19 protein-coding genes are annotated in these 19565 nt (G+C 31.1%); all 19 read left to right on the plus strand.

The features are described from left to right. Positions 1–9: 9 nt before the first annotated feature. The 19 genes from C7B89_RS18210 (at position 10) to C7B89_RS18300 (ending at position 19561) form a co-directional block, all read left to right on the plus strand. On the plus strand, positions 10–1125 hold the full coding sequence (locus C7B89_RS18210; RefSeq protein ID WP_115674251.1) for a DegT/DnrJ/EryC1/StrS family aminotransferase: 1116 nt from the start codon (positions 10–12) through the stop codon (positions 1123–1125). Further along, on the plus strand, positions 1122–2135 hold the full coding sequence (gene gmd / locus C7B89_RS18215) for a GDP-mannose 4,6-dehydratase (protein WP_115674252.1): 1014 nt from the start codon (positions 1122–1124) through the stop codon (positions 2133–2135). Before C7B89_RS18210 ends, gmd begins: the two co-directional genes overlap by 4 nt. Before the next feature lie 17 nt (positions 2136–2152). Beyond that, the gene (locus C7B89_RS18220) at positions 2153–3211 is read left to right on the plus strand and encodes an N-acetylneuraminate synthase family protein (protein WP_115674253.1); all 1059 of its coding nucleotides are present in this window, start codon (positions 2153–2155) and stop codon (positions 3209–3211) included. Further along, a complete protein-coding gene (locus tag C7B89_RS18225) occupies positions 3201–4265 on the plus strand; it encodes a GNAT family N-acetyltransferase (protein ID WP_115674254.1) in 1065 nt (354 codons plus the stop codon). The genes C7B89_RS18220 and C7B89_RS18225 overlap by 11 nt, the downstream gene beginning before the upstream one ends. Position 4266: 1 nt before the next feature. After that, a complete protein-coding gene (locus C7B89_RS18230) occupies positions 4267–4920 on the plus strand; it encodes a formyltransferase family protein (protein WP_115674255.1) in 654 nt (217 codons plus the stop codon). Beyond that, entirely contained in the window at positions 4913–5794 is an 882-nt protein-coding gene (locus tag C7B89_RS18235; protein ID WP_115674256.1) for a sugar phosphate isomerase/epimerase family protein, read from the plus strand. The genes C7B89_RS18230 and C7B89_RS18235 overlap by 8 nt, the downstream gene beginning before the upstream one ends. A 22-nt stretch (positions 5795–5816) precedes the next feature. Next, on the plus strand, positions 5817–6500 hold the full coding sequence (locus tag C7B89_RS18240; RefSeq protein ID WP_279629547.1) for an acylneuraminate cytidylyltransferase family protein: 684 nt from the start codon (positions 5817–5819) through the stop codon (positions 6498–6500). A 17-nt stretch (positions 6501–6517) separates the two neighbouring features. Beyond that, complete coding sequence (locus C7B89_RS18245) at positions 6518–7492, plus strand: sugar phosphate nucleotidyltransferase (RefSeq protein WP_115674258.1); 975 nt, start codon at positions 6518–6520, stop codon at positions 7490–7492. Between the two features lie 454 nt (positions 7493–7946). After that, positions 7947–9746 carry a capsular polysaccharide export protein, LipB/KpsS family gene (locus tag C7B89_RS18250; RefSeq protein WP_115674259.1) on the plus strand — a complete coding sequence of 600 codons (1800 nt, stop codon included), beginning with the start codon at positions 7947–7949 and terminating at the stop codon, positions 9744–9746. A gap of 622 nt (positions 9747–10368) precedes the next feature. Next, positions 10369–11505 carry a glycosyltransferase family 8 protein gene (locus C7B89_RS18255; protein WP_115674260.1) on the plus strand — a complete coding sequence of 379 codons (1137 nt, stop codon included), beginning with the start codon at positions 10369–10371 and terminating at the stop codon, positions 11503–11505. Positions 11506–11538: 33 nt separating this feature from the next. Beyond that, on the plus strand, positions 11539–12612 hold the full coding sequence (locus C7B89_RS18260) for a glycosyltransferase family 8 protein (RefSeq protein WP_115674261.1): 1074 nt from the start codon (positions 11539–11541) through the stop codon (positions 12610–12612). Between the two features lie 115 nt (positions 12613–12727). Further along, positions 12728–12787, plus strand: a complete 60-nt coding sequence (locus C7B89_RS23320; protein ID WP_244205709.1) for a hypothetical protein — start codon at positions 12728–12730, stop codon at positions 12785–12787. A gap of 327 nt (positions 12788–13114) precedes the next feature. Next, positions 13115–14266: a glycosyltransferase family 2 protein gene (locus tag C7B89_RS18270; RefSeq protein WP_115674262.1), complete on the plus strand. Its 1152-nt coding sequence runs from the start codon at positions 13115–13117 to the stop codon at positions 14264–14266. Positions 14267–14330: 64 nt separating this feature from the next. Beyond that, positions 14331–15062, plus strand: coding sequence for an SDR family NAD(P)-dependent oxidoreductase (locus tag C7B89_RS18275; RefSeq protein ID WP_115674263.1), 732 nt, complete (start codon positions 14331–14333; stop codon positions 15060–15062). A gap of 30 nt (positions 15063–15092) precedes the next feature. Further along, complete coding sequence (gene pseH, locus C7B89_RS18280) at positions 15093–15629, plus strand: UDP-4-amino-4,6-dideoxy-N-acetyl-beta-L-altrosamine N-acetyltransferase (protein WP_158539195.1); 537 nt, start codon at positions 15093–15095, stop codon at positions 15627–15629. A gap of 57 nt (positions 15630–15686) precedes the next feature. Continuing rightward, positions 15687–15926: an acyl carrier protein gene (locus C7B89_RS18285; protein ID WP_115674265.1), complete on the plus strand. Its 240-nt coding sequence runs from the start codon at positions 15687–15689 to the stop codon at positions 15924–15926. A 55-nt stretch (positions 15927–15981) separates the two neighbouring features. Beyond that, positions 15982–17313 carry an AMP-binding protein gene (locus tag C7B89_RS18290; protein ID WP_115674266.1) on the plus strand — a complete coding sequence of 444 codons (1332 nt, stop codon included), beginning with the start codon at positions 15982–15984 and terminating at the stop codon, positions 17311–17313. Beyond that, positions 17310–18368, plus strand: coding sequence for a LuxE/PaaK family acyltransferase (locus C7B89_RS18295; protein ID WP_115674267.1), 1059 nt, complete (start codon positions 17310–17312; stop codon positions 18366–18368). The genes C7B89_RS18290 and C7B89_RS18295 overlap by 4 nt, the downstream gene beginning before the upstream one ends. After that, a complete protein-coding gene (locus tag C7B89_RS18300; protein WP_244205707.1) occupies positions 18365–19561 on the plus strand; it encodes an acyl-CoA reductase in 1197 nt (398 codons plus the stop codon). Before C7B89_RS18295 ends, C7B89_RS18300 begins: the two co-directional genes overlap by 4 nt. The last annotated feature ends 4 nt before the right edge of the window (positions 19562–19565 follow it).

Here is a 19565-nt window from a genome sequence, read left to right on the forward strand (position 1 = left end):
AGGAAAAATATGCGAGCGTCTAATATTATATATCCAATTTCAGTACCTAAATTATTTGATGAGGAAAGAGCAAATTTAATCGATGCATTTGATTCTAGTTGGATTTCAAGTAATGGGAAATATATAAGAGATTTTGAAGAAAAGTTTGCTCGTTTTATAGGAGTAGATTATGGTGTAGCAGTTTCCAATGGTACAACTGCTATTCATTTGGCATTAGAAGCTCTAAATATTGGTGAAAATGATGAAGTTATAGTACCAGATCTAACATTTGCAGCGACAATTAATGCAATATTACACTCAGGTGCAACGCCAGTTATTATAGACGTTAATGATGAATGGTGTATTTCTACAGAAGAAATAAAAAAAGCTATATCCCCTAAAACCAAAGCTATTATTCCTGTTCATATTTATGGTCAGCCTTGTAATATGATAGAAATATTAAAAATAGCGAAAGAGCATCAACTATATGTAATAGAAGATTGTGCAGAGGCACATGGTGCACATATTGATAACAAGAAAGTTGGAGCGTTTGGTGATATTAGTTGCTTTTCCTTTTTTGCAAATAAAATAATTACAACAGGAGAGGGCGGAATTTGTTTAACAAAGGATGCGGGAATTGCTGAAAGATTGAAAATATTGCGGGATCATGGGATGAATCCAAAGCGAAAATATTTCCATGATTTTGTTGGTTATAATTACAGAATGACTAATCTTCAAGCAGCAATAGGATTAGGGCAATTAAATAAAATAGTTTCGTTTCTTGAAAAAAGAAAAAAAATAGAGGATTTATATAAAAAATATTTAATAAATAATCCATTTATTGATTTCCAACCTCAAAAAGAAGGAAAAGTTTGTTGGTTAGTTAGTGTATTAGTTAAAAATATTAGCAGGGATAAATTAAAAAAATTACTATTAGAAGAAGGAATTGAAACTAGACAGTTCTTCATACCTTTGTCAAAAATGGATATATATAGAAACTATAGTCAGGCAGATAATATAAATACGCTTAAATTATCTGAAGAAGGTATGAATTTACCTACTTATTTAGACTTAAATGAGCAAGATATACAGTCTATTTGTGAAAAAATTAATCAAATTGTCTATAAATTAGGAGAAAAACGATGAAGATTGCATTAATAACAGGTGTGACTGGTCAAGATGGTGCATATCTGGCTAGGTTTCTATTAAATAAAAATTATGTCGTACATGGTCTAGTAAGACGTTCATCTTTAGAAAAGTTTGATCGAATTGAAGAATTATTGGAACAACCAAATTTTAAAATACACTATGGGGATATAAGTGATTCAACCAATATTATTCGTATTATTTCTGAAATCAAACCGGATGAAATTTATAATTTAGCAGCACAAAGCCATGTACATGTTTCTTTTGATACTCCAGAATATACTGCTAATACAGATGGAATTGGCACATTAAGAATTTTAGAATCAATACGTATCCTAGGACTGGAGAAAAAAACAAAATTTTATCAAGCTTCTACTAGTGAACTATATGGAAAAGTGATTGAAACACCTCAAACTGAGAACACACCATTTTATCCTAGAAGTCCTTATGCTGTGGCAAAGTTATATGCATACTGGATTACAGTGAATTATAGAGAAGCGTATAATATTTATGCTTGTAACGGAATTTTATTTAACCATGAGTCACCCTTAAGAGGAGAAACTTTTGTAACACGTAAGATTACAATTGCAGCAACCAAAATTAAAGAGGGATTTCAAGATTGCTTATATTTAGGGAATTTAGATGCAAAGCGTGATTGGGGATATGCTGAAGACTATGTTGAAGCAATGTGGCTAATGCTCCAACAAGAAAAACCAGAAGATTTTGTTATTGCAACAGGACAAACTAGAACTGTAAGGGAATTTGTAGATGAGGTTTTCAAGTTACTTGATATAAATGTTAAATGGGAAGGTCAAGGGCTTAATGAGGTAGGCATTAATACTGATACTGGTAAAACAATTGTAGCAGTAGACCCTAAATTCTTTAGGCCAACAGAAGTAGATTTATTATTAGGCGACAGTACTAAGGCTAAAGAAAAGTTAGGATGGGCGCCAAAAACATCATTTACTAAATTGGTTGAAAAAATGGTTATGGCAGATTTAATTAAATAATTTTAAAGGTGATTGATTTGAAAAGACAATTAAATATTCAAAATAGAAAAGTAGATGAAAATTCTCCTTGCTTCATAATTGCAGAAGCAGGGGTAAATCATAATGGTGATATGAAGTTAGCTATTAAGTTAATTGATGAGGCTAAAAAAGCAGGAGCAGATTGTGTGAAATTTCAAACGTTTTCAACTGAGTTTTGTGAAAGCCAATATTCACTAAAGCCTTCATATTTCAATGGAAGAGATTCAGATCAAAACAAATTAGATTTTTCAAAAGGGCTAGAGTTCAATAAGGATGAATTCAAGATATTAAAACAATATTGCGATGAAGTAGGAATTATTTTCATGTCTATGGCTGCGGATCTTCCTTCTCTAGAGATACTGGTGGATATAGGGACTCCAGCTATTAAAATTGGCTCCTCAGACACTTTGAATTATCCTCTATTTAAATATTTAGGGCAAACAAAACTTCCAGTAATTTATTCTACTGGTATTTCTACAATTCAAGATGTCGAGCAAGGCATAAATTATTTGACAGAGAATGGAGTCACGCAGTTAGCAGTTTTACAATGTACGTCACAATATCCTGCGCCTATTGAGGATATTAATTTAAAAGTAATGGATACTTACAAGGCTCTATTTAATGTACCTATTGGTCTTTCAGATCACTCCAAGGGTTTACATATTCCATATGCGGCAGTGGCTAGAGGTGCAAAGATTATTGAGAAACATTTCACTCTTAGTAGAAACTTACCAGGAGTAGATCATATTGCATCGATAGAACCCTTTGAGTTAGCAGAAATGGTACAAAATATTAGAGAGATTGAAAAGGCATTAGGCACAGGGATTAAAGAAATTAAGAAAAGTGAAAGTGAACATTTACAAAGCATGAGAAAAAGTTTGTTTTCTCTTAGGGACATAAAAAAAGGTGAATATTTCACGTTAGAAAATTTAGGTGCTAAAAGACCTGGTGGGGGAATTCTACCTACAGAAATAGATAAATTTATCGGGAAATATGCGAAAGTAGATATAAAAGCTGATGAATTTCTGGAATGGGATATGATAGACTATGATCTTTAAAATATTTGATTTATCGAGAGAAGATGAATGGAAAAAGCAGTTAGACCTTATTCCAGATCAATTTAAAGATATCTATTATTCACCAGCTTACTACAAAACATGGAAAGAACATGAGCAAGCAGAGCCTCTTTGTGTTTATGCTGAAAAAGAGGGAGTCAAATTATTGTATCCTTTCTTTAAAAAAGAAATTCAGGGCTACAATTTAAAAGAGAAGTATTATGATATTCAATCTGCTTACGGTTATGGAGGAGTTATCTCAAATACAAAAGAAATTTCCCAAACATTATTAGTAGATTTTAATAAAAAGTTTGACGGATGGTGTAAAGATTCAAACATAGTTGCGGAATTTATTAGAGAAAATCCTTTCTTAAATAATAAAGAACAATATATCAGAGATGTTAGTTATATACTTGTTAGAAAGAATGTATATGCAGATTTAACAAATAAAGTTGATTTTGATTTTATAAATAAAAATGCGTATAGAAATATAAAAAAAGCTCTAAAGTATGGGTTAATAGTTGAGATAGATTCTAATTGTGATAATATTGAAGATTTCCAAAGATTATATACTAAAACATTTCAACGATTAAATATGAGTAATTTTTATAATTTTCAAGAGAATTACTTTCAAAAATTAAAACCCTTGTTAGGGAACAAAGTGAAATTATTAAATATTAGATATGAAGAGGGAATTATAGCTAGTATAGTTCTTTTGGAGGATTCAAATAAAGCTACTTATCATTTGGGAGCATCTGACTTCAATTATGCTAAATATTTCCCCAATGATTTGTTATTTCATACAATGATTGAATATTCAATTGCAAACAATATTAATTACTTAAGCTTCGGTGGCGGTACTACTAATGATGAACAAGATAGTTTACTCCGTTTTAAACGAAAGTATAGTAATTTGGAAAAAGATGTTTATATAGGTAAAAAAGTTCATCATACAGAAATTTATCAAGAGTTATGTAGATTATGGGAACAACAAACCTCTAGCAAAAATAATAATAAATATAAAAATTTCTTTTTAAAATATAGGATGGATAAATAATATGAAATTAGTGTTCGTTGTTGGAGATAGCGGTGGAGATTATTTTGCAATTGAGCAAGCAAATAAAAATAATTTAATTAAAACTGAAATAGTAAAAGTTCTTACAAACAGTATTAATTCAAAAGCTTTAAGTTATCACTTAACAAATTATTCCTCTCAGGATATATTTGTAGAAAAAAATAAAGAAGAATTTTTTCATAAAAGTATTGAAATCTTAAAGAAAGTAGAATTCGATTATATTATTTTAAGCGGTTTTAAATATATATTACCGGATTATTTTGTAAAAGAATATGAAGATAAGATTTTGAATTCTCACCATTCAGTACTTCCATCTCATCCTGGATTATTTTTAAAAGAAATGCTTGTACAGTCAGATGACTTATTTCTTGGTGCTACAATACACTTTGTTGATAAGGGAGTGGATACTGGGAAAAAAATATCACAAGCAACATTCCCTAATTATGGAATGAATAAATTTGATGATATTTTAAAACGATATCGTTTTGTACAAGATGTATTAATTGTAGATACTATAAAAAAATTAATGAAACATGAAAATAAGAAAGAATCAGTGAGATATTACAATGAGATTTTATTTAACCCCAAGGTAGATAAAGAAATTATTGAATATTTTTGGAGGGTGAATTTTGGATAAACTATATGTTAGTAGTGGAGCCTTTAAAAGTAATGATATCCATGAAATAATAAAAAAATTTAAAAATACAGGGTTAAGAAATTTTGAAATGACAGCAGGTTTAAATTATCAGGAGGACTTAATTGATATTTTACTACAGCAAAAAGATGATATGAATCTCTTAGTTCATAATTATTTCCCCCCCCCAGAGGTTTCTTTTGTATTGAACTTAGGCTCCAATAATGAAACTATCAAGAATAAAAGCCTTGATTTATGTAAACAAGCAATCATGTTAACTGCAAAACTAGGTGGCGAATTTTATGCAGTTCACTGTGGCTTTGCATTCGATGCTGATGGAAGACACTTGGGGAATAAATCTCAGATGGAACTTCCCAGAATCCCATTAAACGAGGCATTAACTAATTTTGTTAATAATTTAAGAGAATTAGTAGAATTTGCAGCTATTCAAAATGTAAAGCTTGCCATAGAAAACAATGTTTTAGCGGAATTTGGATTAATTGATGGAGAAAACCATTTATGTTTAGGGACAGATTCAAAAGGATTAAAAGAAATCTTTGATCTTGTAAATCACGAGAACTTATACTTATTACTTGATTTAGGTCATGCAAAAGTAAATGAAAATACATTAAACGCGCCAATTCAAGAAATAATTGATGAACTAGGGGATTATATAATTGGTATACACGTTAGCGATAATGATGGGTATTATGATACAAATTCAAAATTAACTGAAGTATCTACTGTTTTACAATTTTTAAAACCATTTAAAGATAAGTATATTGTTTTAGAAGTATATAATTTAGAAAAAGAAGAAATTTTTCAACAAATTGATCTTATTAAATCCTTTTTAGCAGAAGAGGTGAACCGCAATTAATAAAGTTAAATATATTGCAATTATTCCTGCGCGTAAAGGAAGTAAAAGGTTGCCCAATAAAAATATTAAAAATTTGAATGGTCGCCCATTAATTGAGTGGACAATAGAGGCTGCAAAAAATAGTCGATATATCGAAGAGGTTCTTGTGTCTACAAATAGCGAAGTTATTATGGAAATATCTGAGAAAATGCAAGCATCTGCACCTTTTAAGAGACCAGAGGAACTAAGTACAGATGTAGCGACTACTGTAGAAGTTTTAGAACATGCTATCAAATTCTATGAAAAAAAATATATGAAAGAAATAGAGAATATAATTTTATTGCAACCCACTTCTCCTTTGAGAACTTCTCATGATATTGATAATGCAATTCAATATTATGAGGAAAAAGGTGCTAATGGAGTCATATCTGTTTCAGAATGTGATCATTCTCCATTGTGGGCTAATAAACTCCCAGAAGATATGTCTTTAGATAATTTTATGAATGATAAATATAAAAATATTAGAAGTCAGGATCTTCCAACTTATTATCGTTTAAATGGTGCGATATATATTTGGAATAAAAAATGTTTCTTAGAAGAGAAACAATACTTTTTAAAAGAGAAAACATATGCATTTTTAATGAATAAAAAAAATGGAATTGATATCGACGATGAACTAGATTTTTTAATTGCACAAACAATAATGAAACATAATTCAAATCATTAAAAGGGGGTAAGTGAAATTTGAAGTTTGTATTGCTTTCTGGGGGGTCAGGTACTCGACTTTGGCCATTGTCTAATGAAGATAGACCAAAACAATTTGTGAAAATATTACCGGCTGAAAATGGTCAATTAGAATCGATGTTACAAAGAACGTTTAGGCAATTATCAAAACTTGTGCAGAGGGAAGATATAATAGTTGCAGCAAATGAAAAGCAAGTGGATTATATTAACGAACAAATTGGACAAGTAAATATCGTTGTAGAACCTTGTGGAAGAGATACATATGGTGCTATTTTATTGGCTAGTACATATGCCTTGGATTTAGGGGCAAAAGAAGATGAGTATATCGCTTTTATTTCGGTTGATACTTATGCAGAGGATCGATTTTTTAAAGAAATTGTTAAGATGCCAAATAAGCTTGAACAAACTGATGGAAAGTTAGGTTTGATTGGAGTGGTACCACAATTTCCAACATCAAAATACGGTTATATTGTACCTGATGAAGAGGAGAATTTCTTTAAAGTAAATAGTTTTGCCGAAAAACCTGCTAAAGACCTTGCTGTAGAGCTCTTACAAAAGGGAGCGGTATGGAATAGTGGTGTGTTCGTTATTAAAATTCAAGAGATATTAAAAAATATAGAAATCAATCATTTTCCAACATCCTATCAAGAATTGAAGAGTAGTTTTCATTTATTACCAAAAAACAGTTTTGATTACGAATTCACAGAAAAATGTAGTAGCATTTATTGTAAAAAGTTTGATGGCTTATGGAAGGATATTGGTACTTGGGAAAGCTTATTAGAGGAAATCCCCCAGTCAATCATAGGAAAAGCTCAAGTCAGTCAGGATACAAATAATACATATATTATTAATGAAACGAAAATTCCTATAAATGTAGTTGGAATCTCAAATGCAATTATTGTTGTAAATGAACATGGTATTTTTATAACTGAGCAAGGAAAAAGTGAACAAATAAAGAAAATGCTATCGTTTTAATTTTCAAATTACATTAATCAGAAGGTTCTTAGACGATAAGGGAAATAGATTATGGATATATATATGGCTGTTAGTGTTCTCTGTTTAGATTTTGAAAAATATGACCATACGTTCTTTAACTTGAGAAATTTATATAGTCTTTTAAATGTAAATAATCCAAGGAGTACGCAGATTTAAGCATATAGGGTTTAGTTTAGTGGTAATGGGGAATTCATATAAATGACTCTCTGGAATTCTTTGAATTAACTTAAAACAAAAGAAATTATTATGACTGAAGGCTTAATTATTGAAAGAATGTATTCCTTCTCTTTTGCCTATAATTAATAAAAAAATGGGGTCATTTAAAAGTAATGCAGTCGAAAAAAGCCGTGAACTGTATAAGAACTCCCTTCACTTCAAATGAATTAAACGTAAGACTGAACTAAAATACAAATAGATAGGGGTCTAATACATAATGAGTTTAAAAAGTACAATTCATATTGAAAAAGAAACCAGTAGTATCATTTGTTTTCTGAGAAATAGCGATAAAATAAATGTTTGGGGTACGGGTAATTTATTTAATGTTATAAACGAGTATTTTGATTTTACTTTGTTAAGTAAAGTGAATTGCTTTATTGAAACGTCTCCAAACAAGACCTCTTTTCTAGATAGACCAGTAATTGATATATATACTTTCATAGCAAATAAAAGAGAAATAGAAATTTTGATATGTTCTTCTTATAAAGATGAAATAATCGAGAAATTAAAAAGTATTAATGCTGAAGTCTTAATTAAAGTCTATATAGCTGATGAATTACTTAGTGAAATTCCACTTAGTAGGTATCAAAAAGGGTTTTACCAATTTTTAAATAATGATTCTACTTTATTGCAAGAAACAATAAATGGTAAAAAAATAGGGATATACATCCATCATTGGAAAGGATGGATAGCCCCTTACTATTGTTTAGCACTGGGAATTCTTTTGAAGAAAAAGGGTATGGATGTACGATTTATTTTTGAAGATATTAACGATAAATTATCAATCGACTTTGAGAAATACGAAAGAGAAATTAGGATTCTATTGGAAAAGATAAAAATTGACTGGGGTATACCATACGATTCACTAAGTGAAATAACTGGAGAAAGTCTAACTGTCCAACAAACTGAAGAAATAAATAGTGTTATTGATTTTAGCATGATTTCTTATACACGAAAAGTATTGGATTATAATGAAAAAGAATTGGAAGTTTATAAAAAAATAAAAATTAATTTATATACTTTAGCGGAGAAATTTAACCATTACTTTGAAATTAACAAATTTGATACTGTTTTTGCGATAACTAATTTACATTATTCGTTAGGGTGTATTGAAAAAATTTGTTCTGGTAAAAATATACACACTACATCTGCTGAATTAATGAGGGGCGGATTTTCTTATTCTATAACGGGACCAGCAGTTCAACAAAATGATATTTCAATAGTGATAAATTTATTGAACGAAGAAGAAAAAAAACGTTTGTTAAGGGTTTCGGAAGAATATTTAAGTATTGAAATTGGTAATGAATTTAAAAGAATAATAAAAAACGAATATGTTTTAATACCTTTAAATATTTTTTGGGATAGTGCAGCATACGCTAATAACGATATTTTTAATAACAATATTTGGGAATGGTTAAATAAAACTATTAGTTTTATTTTAAAAAATACAAATTTAAGCATTGTAGTGAGACAACATCCACATGAGGAAGTTTTTCAAACAGGAAATGATTTAAAGAAATATTTAATAGAGGAGTTTGGCGAGGAAGAACGTTTTATTTTTATTGGTTGCAAAGAAAATATTTCCTCGTATAATTTGGTTAAATTTTCAAAAATTGTACTTCCGAATACTTCAACAATCGGTTTGGAATCGATTTGCATGGGGAAAACAGTTATTACTAAATCGTGTGTTTATTATGCCGATTCAAATTTTTGTGTTGTCTCAAAATCTGAAAACGATTACTATAGTAATATTCTGGAATTTTCCAATAAAGATATTCAATTTCCTGATGACAACTTAAAGCTTGCAAAGTTATATCTTGCTTTAAGTTTATTAAATCGCATAAAGACTAAATTTACTCATCATTATTCACATATGGACTCATGGTTGAGTAAAGAATCATTAGAAACATTGGAAAAAGAATGTGAATATAACGGGGTTTTTGATGTATTTTTAAAAAGAATTCCAGCACTTTATACTCAAATCAATAATAATATTATTGATAATAACTACAAATGAACATTTTAATTACAAATATTCCTAAGATATTTCTTCATTAAATCTATTTAAAGACCATAATAAAATATATATTGTTTGTTGTATCTGCATAGAGAATCCTTACCCCTCTAATTTTTTTACAAAAGCATTGCAAGCGTAAAAGAGATGCCATATAAATAACATAAAAATAGATGTACAAATAGCACAAGTCTCTGGTACAACCAATCGTTTCAGAAGTACTTTATAATAATTTAAAAACCGTTTGATTGATAGTTGATGATTATCCAAATAAGAATTTTCTCTTCTATTAGCCCCCTATGTGTTTTAAGATACAGTCCATATGCTTAGAATTTTAGGATTAAAGATGTCAATACTGCAAGACGACACATTTCTGCTTTTTCAAATCTTCAAGGCGAAACACTATATAAGTTTCTCAATATGATTACATTAGAAAATCTTTCGCTTACTAATGGGTGCCGTGAGGATTCAAAAAAGAAAGGACTCTTTTTGAGTGTGTTGATGACATGTAAATATCAAGTTAAACTTTTAATGATTGTGTCCAGATTTTAATGTATATAATTAGGAATGGATTTTGTCTCGTTGGGCCAAATTTAAATAATATAAAAATTTTTCGGAGGATAATATGCATTTAGCATGCTCAATAAATAAAAAATATATAAAATACTTTTCGGTTATGATTCAATCAATTTTAAACAATTCGAAATGTAGAAGTATAACAATTCATGTATTACACAGTGATTTAGTAAATGAAGATCAGGAATTTATTAGATCAATTTTCAGTGAATTTGATTATGTTGAATTCTTTTTCTACAAAATTGACCAAGAAAATGTACAGGTATTTCCTGTTGTAGCAGATCATTTGACAGTTGAAACGTTATATAGATTAATGTTAGCAAAATTACTACCTCAAACTATCTCAAAAGTTTTATACATTGATTCAGACATGTTGTTTAAAGCTGATGTAATGGAAGTTTGGAGTACTGATTTGGGAAGTTATCCTATAGCTGCAGTCGCTAATTTAGAAGGTATCATGTATCAAAAATTAGATTTAAATAGTAAATTTGATTATTTTAATGCAGGATTTATTCTTATTAACTTAACATTATGGCGAGAAAAAGAATATTTTGAATTATTTGCGGAATACACAAAAGAAAATAAGGAAAAAATTATATTTGGTGATCAAGATGTTTTAAATGGTTTTTTTAAAGGTAATTGGATTCGTTTACATCCTAAATGGAATGTACAAAATTCATTATATTTTACAAAGGAAAATTTTTGTGAGTTTTATTCGGAAAAAATATACGAAGAAATTACTGAAAGACCTTTTGGAATACACTTTTCTGGAAAAAACAAGCCTTGGAATTTGTTGAATAATCAGGTTAATTATAAAGAGTTTTTCGATGTTTTATTTGAAATGAAAGTTTGGGAGAGCAGTATTATAAATAACAATCTATTAAATAATAATGAGGACATATATATATTTGGAACAGGAGAGTTTGGAAAAACAGTATTTAATATATTAAAATATTTTAACGTGAAAGTAAGTGGTTTTCTAGATAATGATAAAAGTAAGTGGGGTTCTAATTTAGAAGATTCTAAAATTATAGCACCTCAGCAATTATTTATGGAAAATAATAATATAAAATTATTAATTTGTAGTATGTACTATCAAGAAATATTGAAAAGTTTAAATGAAATAAAATTTGACTTTAGTAAAATAACAATTTTAACTCCTGATTCGGAAAATCTTTTAATATAATTTTTGAGGAAATAACAAAAGTGAGGTATAAAAATGAATCTTGCGTTTGCTATAAATAAACAATACATTCCGTATTTTTTTGTGGTTTTAAAATCTATAGAAAAAAATTCATTACCTGGTGAAGATTTTACTATACATATTATGTTTATTGATTTAACAGAATTAGAACTTAATCAATTAAAAATAGAATTCCCACATTTTAAATTTATTTGGCATAATATGAATAATTTTGAATTTGGTAATTTTTTCGTAAATGGGCATATTAGTTATGAAACATATTTTAGAATTATACTCCCAGAAATAATTGATGTAGATAAAGTTTTGTATTTAGATAGCGATTTAATTGTAAGGCGGCCATTAAATGATTTATATAATAAAAACATTGAGTCTGTAGCTATTGCAGCAGCTTATGATTATAAAGCACAAGAGCGAAAAAAGGAATTAGGCATACCAGATGCTGCTTCTTATTTTAATGCAGGTGTATTATTAATGAATCTTGAATATTGGCGAAATTATAACTTAACAAATATTCTAGAACACTATATACAGGAGATGGGGAGTAATCTTAAATATTGGGACCAAGATGCTTTAAATGCTCTTTTATATGATAAGGTTTTGATAGTGGAAGACACTTGGAATATTCAAACAGCAAATTTTGAATTAGAATATTACGACAAAAATAATCTAACAAACCCGGCAATAGTACATTTTACAGGTGCTTCTAAACCTTGGCATATTTCTTCAGAAAATCTTTTTAAAAATGAGTACCATGAATATTTACAATTAGGACGTTTTAGGGATAATGGAATGGTTTCTGAAAATACCAAAAAATTAATAAATACTAAAGAAGAGATTTATATTTGGGGTGCCGGTTCGACTGGGGAAAAAGTCTATGAACATCTTGAAATACAAATAAAGGGATTTATTGATTCAGATAAACGCAAAGTAGGTCATTTATTAAAGAATAAACTAATCTACTCTATAGAACAAATTCAAAGAAAAGATAGAATAGGTATTTTGGTGTGTAGCGGTTATTATAAAGAAATTGCTAATATTTTGAAAGAATATAGATATCAAGAAAATATTGATTTTGTACATCAAATGTAGAAAGGATATACATTTTCATCCAACGGTGCCGGGACGAGTTGCTGTTTATATTTCACGGGATAATCGTTATTTCTAAGATAATTATCAAGGCATACCGAAGTATGGTTATACAGAGATGTATAAAAAGATGTTGGATCATCTGAACATTCAACTGATGTTGAATACAAAATATTAAGATGTTGTGACAATTTCAAAGGATGGACATACTTTGTTTGGACAGCCTTTTGAAGGACAAATTATTAATACAGGTAAGATTGATGAATTATTTGACTTCAATTATGTTGAGCTTCCATAATGTTGGACAACTTAACTCGCCAAATAGCTATGATATTACACGAACTACAGAATTTAAACAATTAACAGGTCAGCAACATTGAAAACTTATAAGAAGTTAATAAATTAGATTAGTATCTATGGGGTATGTTGGGAAAAGGAAATCTTAACATAACCTTTTGTGTTACTATATATTTATGAAAGAGATAATATGGAATGGGGTAAATAAATGAATATTTCTGTAGTAATCCCACTATATAATGCAGAAAAGTACATAGTAGAAACATTAGATAGTTTAATAAATCAAACATATCCAATAGATGAGATTTTAGTTGTAGATGACTGTAGTTCTGATTGTTCGGCTGAAATTGTAAAAGAATATAGTCAGCAATATCCTATTGTTCGCTTAATTCAGCAGCCATATAATCAAGGTGTTTCAGCGGCACGTAATCAAGGACTACTAGAGGCTAGAAATGAATGGGTGTTGATGATGGATGCAGATGATACAATTCATCCTAATTTGTTAAATAGTCAAATTGAAAAACTGGCACAATATGAAGAGGTACATCCTGAACCTGTCTGTGTGCATCCAGCATATGTACAAACCGATGCAGAGGGCAATATTTTACCTAATAGTGAATTTCTCGGAAAGCAACTACCATTTAATGAAACATTTGGATCGTTATTAATGCGCAATTATATTATTACACAATCGGGGTTGTTATTAAAACGGGATGCAGCATTGGAAATTGGTGGTTATAAAATAGATTTTCTAATATCCGAGGACGCAGAATTCATGTTACGTTTATCACGAACAGGTACGTTTGTATATTTGGATAAGCCTTATGTATATTACCGTCGTCATGTGATGAATACTTCTTCAGACTTGAAAAAAATTTCAGAGGCAGGAAAAGCAGTTTTAGATGTGTATTCGATTGATGATGTGAAAGAAGCAGTATTTTGCCGAAACTTTAGTGAACAAAAGAATTTAATAGATTTTGTGACCCTTCTTTATCAGTACCGACAATACGATGAAGGATTCCGATATTTGGAAGGTGTTACGGATGAAGAATTTAAGGAGAGCAAATTATTTTATCAGGCACTGTATTATATAGAGAAAAACTTAGAATTGGAAGCAATAGTTTGTTTAGATCAACTACTTGTTATGAATGAAAGACATGGTGCAGCGTTAAATAATCGTGCAGTGTTTTATGCTAAAAAGAGTAATCTAATAGCAGCACAAAAACTATTTGAAAAAGCCTTATTGCAATTTCCTGGCTATATGGATGCGACAAATAATTTACTAGTGTTAAAAGAAGGAAAAGGTGAGTACCGTTTTACAAAGCGAGAATTGCGTGAAAATTTATTGAGGTATTTATAAAGCTTATTTTTATAAATAAGATATACTAAAGAATAACAACTGAAATAGGTGGGATGAGTGAAGAATGAGCAGAACAATTTTCATCACAGGCGCCACACGTGGTATCGGTTATGCAACAGCTGTACAAGCAGCAAAACAAAAGTTTACGATTATTGTAAACGGTCGTGATGAAGAGCGGCTGATAGAAATAAAAAATGAACTAATGGCATACGGTGCATCGGTTCATATATTAAGCTATGATGTTTGCGATATTGATGCTATAAAAAAAGCATTTATGTGGATTAAGAAAAATGTTGGGCAACTAGATGCTGTTGTTAATAATGCAGGCATTTTAGATGATGCACTACTTGGGATGGTCAATGAAAAGCAGGTGTCTCATACTTTAGCTGTTAATACTGAAGCTGTTATTTACCATATGCAATATGCATCACGCTTAATGATGAAGCAAAAATCAGGGACAATTGTCAATGTGAGCTCGATTATTGGTCGAGTTGGTAATGCTGGGCAAACAGTGTATGGTGCAAGTAAAGCAGCGGTAATTGGTGCGACGTATTCTGCTGCTAAAGAGCTAGCACCTTATAATATCCGTGTAAATGCAGTAGCACCAGGGTTTATTGAGACAGATATGACAAAGCAATTATCACAAGAGAAATATGAGCAACGTTTATCAGAAATTAAAATGGGTCGTATTGGTACCGCTGAAGAAGTAGCTAATGTCATTTTATTTTTAGCTTCAGATTATTCTTCTTATGTAACAGGACAGGTTATAGGTGTAGATGGAGGCATGGTGATTTAAACCATGCCTTTTATATAGGAGTTGAGATTATTGATTTCATTTCGTAAATTAGAGGAACGCGATTTAGAGCTTGTGCTAGAATGGCGTACAAGTGAGCATGTGACACAATATATGTATACGGATATAGAAAAGGATTTAGCGAACCAATATAAATGGTTTGAGAGAATTTCCAATGATGATACACAATATTACTGGATAATTGAAGTTAAAAATACGCCAATTGGTTTAATTTCACTAAATCAGTTGGATCGAACGAATAAAAAATCATCATTTGCTTATTACATTGGCGATTTAAATTATTCGATTATCGCGGGTCGTATTCACCCTTATCTTTATAATTTTGCCTTTTTTGAACTTGGTTTAAATAAGGTATATGCAGAAGTCATGCAAGAAAATGATGGCATGATGAAAATGCATAAGCACTATGGTTTTACACATGTTGCAACATTTAAAGATCATATTTATAAATACGATCAATTTCACAATGTAGAGTACTTTGAACTTTTAGCTTCTGATTGGATGGAGTGTACAAAATTCCATAAATTTAAATCAACATTTGTATTATAATTAAATAGAAATAGCCGAAATACTATATATACAATTTGAAGTAGGTAGGGATAATTTATGACGAATGAAGAGAAATTACGTGAAATTTTTGTAGAAGCACTTGGGATTGATATTAATCAAGTTACAGAGGACCTAGCTTATAATACAATTCCAGAATGGGATTCAATTGCTCATATGGCATTGATTGCAGAAATTGACGATCAATTTGATACAATGCTAGATACGGATGATGTATTAGATATGAGTACTTTTGCTAAAGCGAAGGAAATATTAGTTAAATATGATGTAGAGTTTTAATTGAGGAGGGTGTGGTAGAGACTATCACGCCTTTTTCAATGGAAGGAGAGATTGAATGAGTTTTTTTAAACTGAACAACGATAAAGTTGCAGTCATTACACATGAACGTACATATACGTACAATGAAATTTCTAGAGTGGAATTTAAAAGTACACAAAAAGAATTAGTATTAATTTTATGTGAGAATACCATTGATATACTATCAACCTATGTTTCAGCTATGAATAGTCAGCATGCCGTGATGCTACTTTCGGCAGATATTAATCGTGAACTTTTAGAAGATATTATAATCCGATATGAACCAAAATGGATTGTAGGTTTAGAGAGTTATGATGGCTATGAGAGAAGTAGTGAGTATTTAGTAAGAATCGAAAATATTAACATGAATATACATCCCGACCTAGCGATCTTATTGAGTACTTCAGGCACGACTGGTAGCCAAAAGTTTGTCCGTTTATCGTATGAAAATATTCGTTCAAATGCAGAATCTATTATTAAATATCTTGATATAGATGAAAAGGAACGTGCCATTATGAATCTACCACTTTCTTATTCATATGGTATGTCCATAGTAAATAGTCATCTTTATGCTGGTGCTTCTATATTATTAACAGACGAAAGTGTCATGGAAAAATCCTTTTGGAGTTTTGCGAAAGATCAGGGGGCTACATCTATATCAGGGGTTCCTTTTACTTATCAAATGTTGCAACGTATAGGTTTTACTAAAATGGAATTACCGACATTAAAAACTTTGACACAAGCTGGTGGACGACTAAATGAAAAGCTTGTGAAGTTTTTTGCAGAGTATGCAAAGGAAAGAGATAAACGGTTTTACGTGATGTATGGACAGACTGAAGCAGCACCACGTATCAGCTATATTCCTTTTGAAAAAGTGCTAGAAAAAGCAGGAACAATTGGTGTGGCGATTCCTGATGGACATTTGGAAGTTAACGAATCAACAGGAGAACTTATTTATAAAGGTGCAAATGTCATGATGGGATATGCTGAATGTCTTGAAGACTTAGCAAAATCAGATGAGCTTGGTGGCGTGCTTCATACTGGTGACACTGCAACTGTTGATGCAGAAGGATACTTTACGATAACGGGGCGAATGAAGCGCTTTATTAAGCTTTTTGGTTTGCGTATAAACCTAGATGAAGTTGAGAAAAAACTCGAGTCCTCCTTTCACATACCTTTAGCTTGTACTGGCTCTGACGATAAATTAATTATAGCCATTGAACAAGAAATATTTGTTGAACCTATAAAAAAAGCAGTAGAGGATTTATACAAACTGCATAAAACTGCCTATAAGATAAAAGTGATGGATATACCACGCTTTGCAAATAGCAAAACAGATTATATGAAATTAAAGGAGAGCTGTTTATGATTGCCCCTTATCATTTGGAACGAGAGCAAAAATCAGCGCAGCTATTAGATAAACTAAATGATTTAACAAAATGGCATATTGGAAACTGTTCAGATTATATGGCAATGCTTGAAAAAAGTGGTGCTCTACAGCAGGCAAGCTCATTAGAAGAAGTACCCTACCTACCTGTACAATTATTTAAGCTTTTAGATTTAAAATCGATTTCACAAGAAGAGGTAGTAAAAATACTTACATCAAGTGGTACGACAGGGCAGCAGGTGTCGAAAATTTATTTAGATAAGGAAACATCTGCTTCACAAACAAAAACATTGGTGGAAGTGATGAAGCCGTTACTAGGCAGTAAACGTTTACCGATGATTATTTTAGATACGAAGTCTGTTTTAAAAGACAGAAAATCCTTTAGTGCGCGTGGTGCTGGGATTTTAGGCTTTTCCAATTTTGGACGTAAGCATTTTTATGCTTTAAATGATGATATGAGTTTGGATGTCGAGGGTCTACAGGCATATCTAAAGGAATTTGAAGGACAGAAAATTTTACTGTTCGGCTTTACTTTTATGATATGGCAGTATGTCTATAAGGAGGCTGTAGCTCGAGGCTTAGAGATTGATTTTGGCGACAGTATTTTAATTCACGGTGGTGGCTGGAAGAAGCTTAAGGATGAAGCAGTCGATTCATTAACTTTTAATCGGTTGTTAAATCAGCAACTGGGAATTCGTGAGGTACATAATTATTACGGTATGGTTGAGCAGGTCGGTTCTATTTTTGTTGAGTGTAGTATGGGCCATCTGCATACACCTAGCTACGCTGATGTCATTATTCGCAATCCGATAACTTTTGAGCCAATTCCTTACGGAGAACAGGGGCTTATTCAGGTGTTGAGTGAGCTACCCAAAAGCTACCCAGGGCATTCATTACTGACTGAGGATTTGGGTACAATTCATGGGGAAGATGATTGTCCATGTGGTTGGAAAGGGAAATATTTTTCTGTAGCAGGCAGAATTCCGAAGGCCGAGCTAAGAGGGTGTAGTGATACGTTTCAAGGAGGTACAAAATGATGCAATTATTTTGGCCGAAAAATATAGAATTTGAAGTTGCCATTGAGCAACTATCTTCGAATAAACCGAATCAACCATTTGATCAAGAAGTTGTGGCATTCACACAAGCAATTTCCAAGCGCTTTCTCCGAATAAGAGAATTACCTGAAGTAGTAGCATTAGGTTATTGGCTACGAAAGGCGAATATAAAAGAAATGCAAACAGCTTTTGAACAGTATACAGTTAAAAAAATTATAAAAGCTCGTGGGACGGTCTTTCATATGGCTCCGTCGAATGTTGATACTATTTTTGTTTACTCCTGGATGTTATCGTTACTAGCAGGCAACCGAAATGTCATTAGAATATCAAGCAAGGAACAAAACGGACTAAACTTGCTTCTACAGATTATTATTGATGAATTAGCGCGGAACGAATTTCAAAAAATCGCTAAACAGACGATAATATGTACGTATGGTCACGAGGAAAATACAACAGCTGTCTTAAGTGCTACATGTCAAACACGTGTGATTTGGGGTGGGGATGAAACGATTAGTACTATTCGAGAAATACCACTAGCTCCTTTAGCTAATGAACTTGCTTTTCCAGATCGTTTCTCGTTGGCAGTATTAAATAGTGATGTACTCGCTAAAGCAGAAGAAGCACAATTAGACAGTCTATTAGAGCAATTTTATAATGATGTTTTTTGGTTCGATCAAATGGCGTGCTCTTCTCCAAGATTAATAACATGGTGTGGAGGTAATCAACAGGCCATTAATCGTTTTTGGTTAGCGTTTGAACAAAAGATTCAGCAAAAACAGTATAAGTTAATGGCTGCGACACAAGTTTTAAAATATACAACAAGCTTAATTCTTGCAACAGAAAGTAATGTGGAGAATTTGAAAAATGGAACTTATTTTTCACGTGTGAAACTATCTGATGTGCCAGTAGACGTTCGGGAACGTCACTGCGGTGGTGGTTTGTTCTATGAATACGAAGTTGATAAACTTGAAGAATTAGCAGATGTACTAATAGACAAAGATCAAACAATTGCCTACTTTGGATTTAAACGCGAGGAACTTGAGAATTTAGTAGAAGCTATTTCAACTCGTGGTATTGATCGTATTGTCCCTATTGGTAAAGCACTTGATTTTAATGGGGTGTGGGACGGGCAGAGTTTTTTAACATCGTTTACAAGAGAAGTAGTAATTATATAGATCG

It is taken from the genome of Lysinibacillus capsici, assembly GCF_003367505.1.
Taxonomy (GTDB): domain Bacteria; phylum Bacillota; class Bacilli; order Bacillales_A; family Planococcaceae; genus Lysinibacillus; species Lysinibacillus capsici.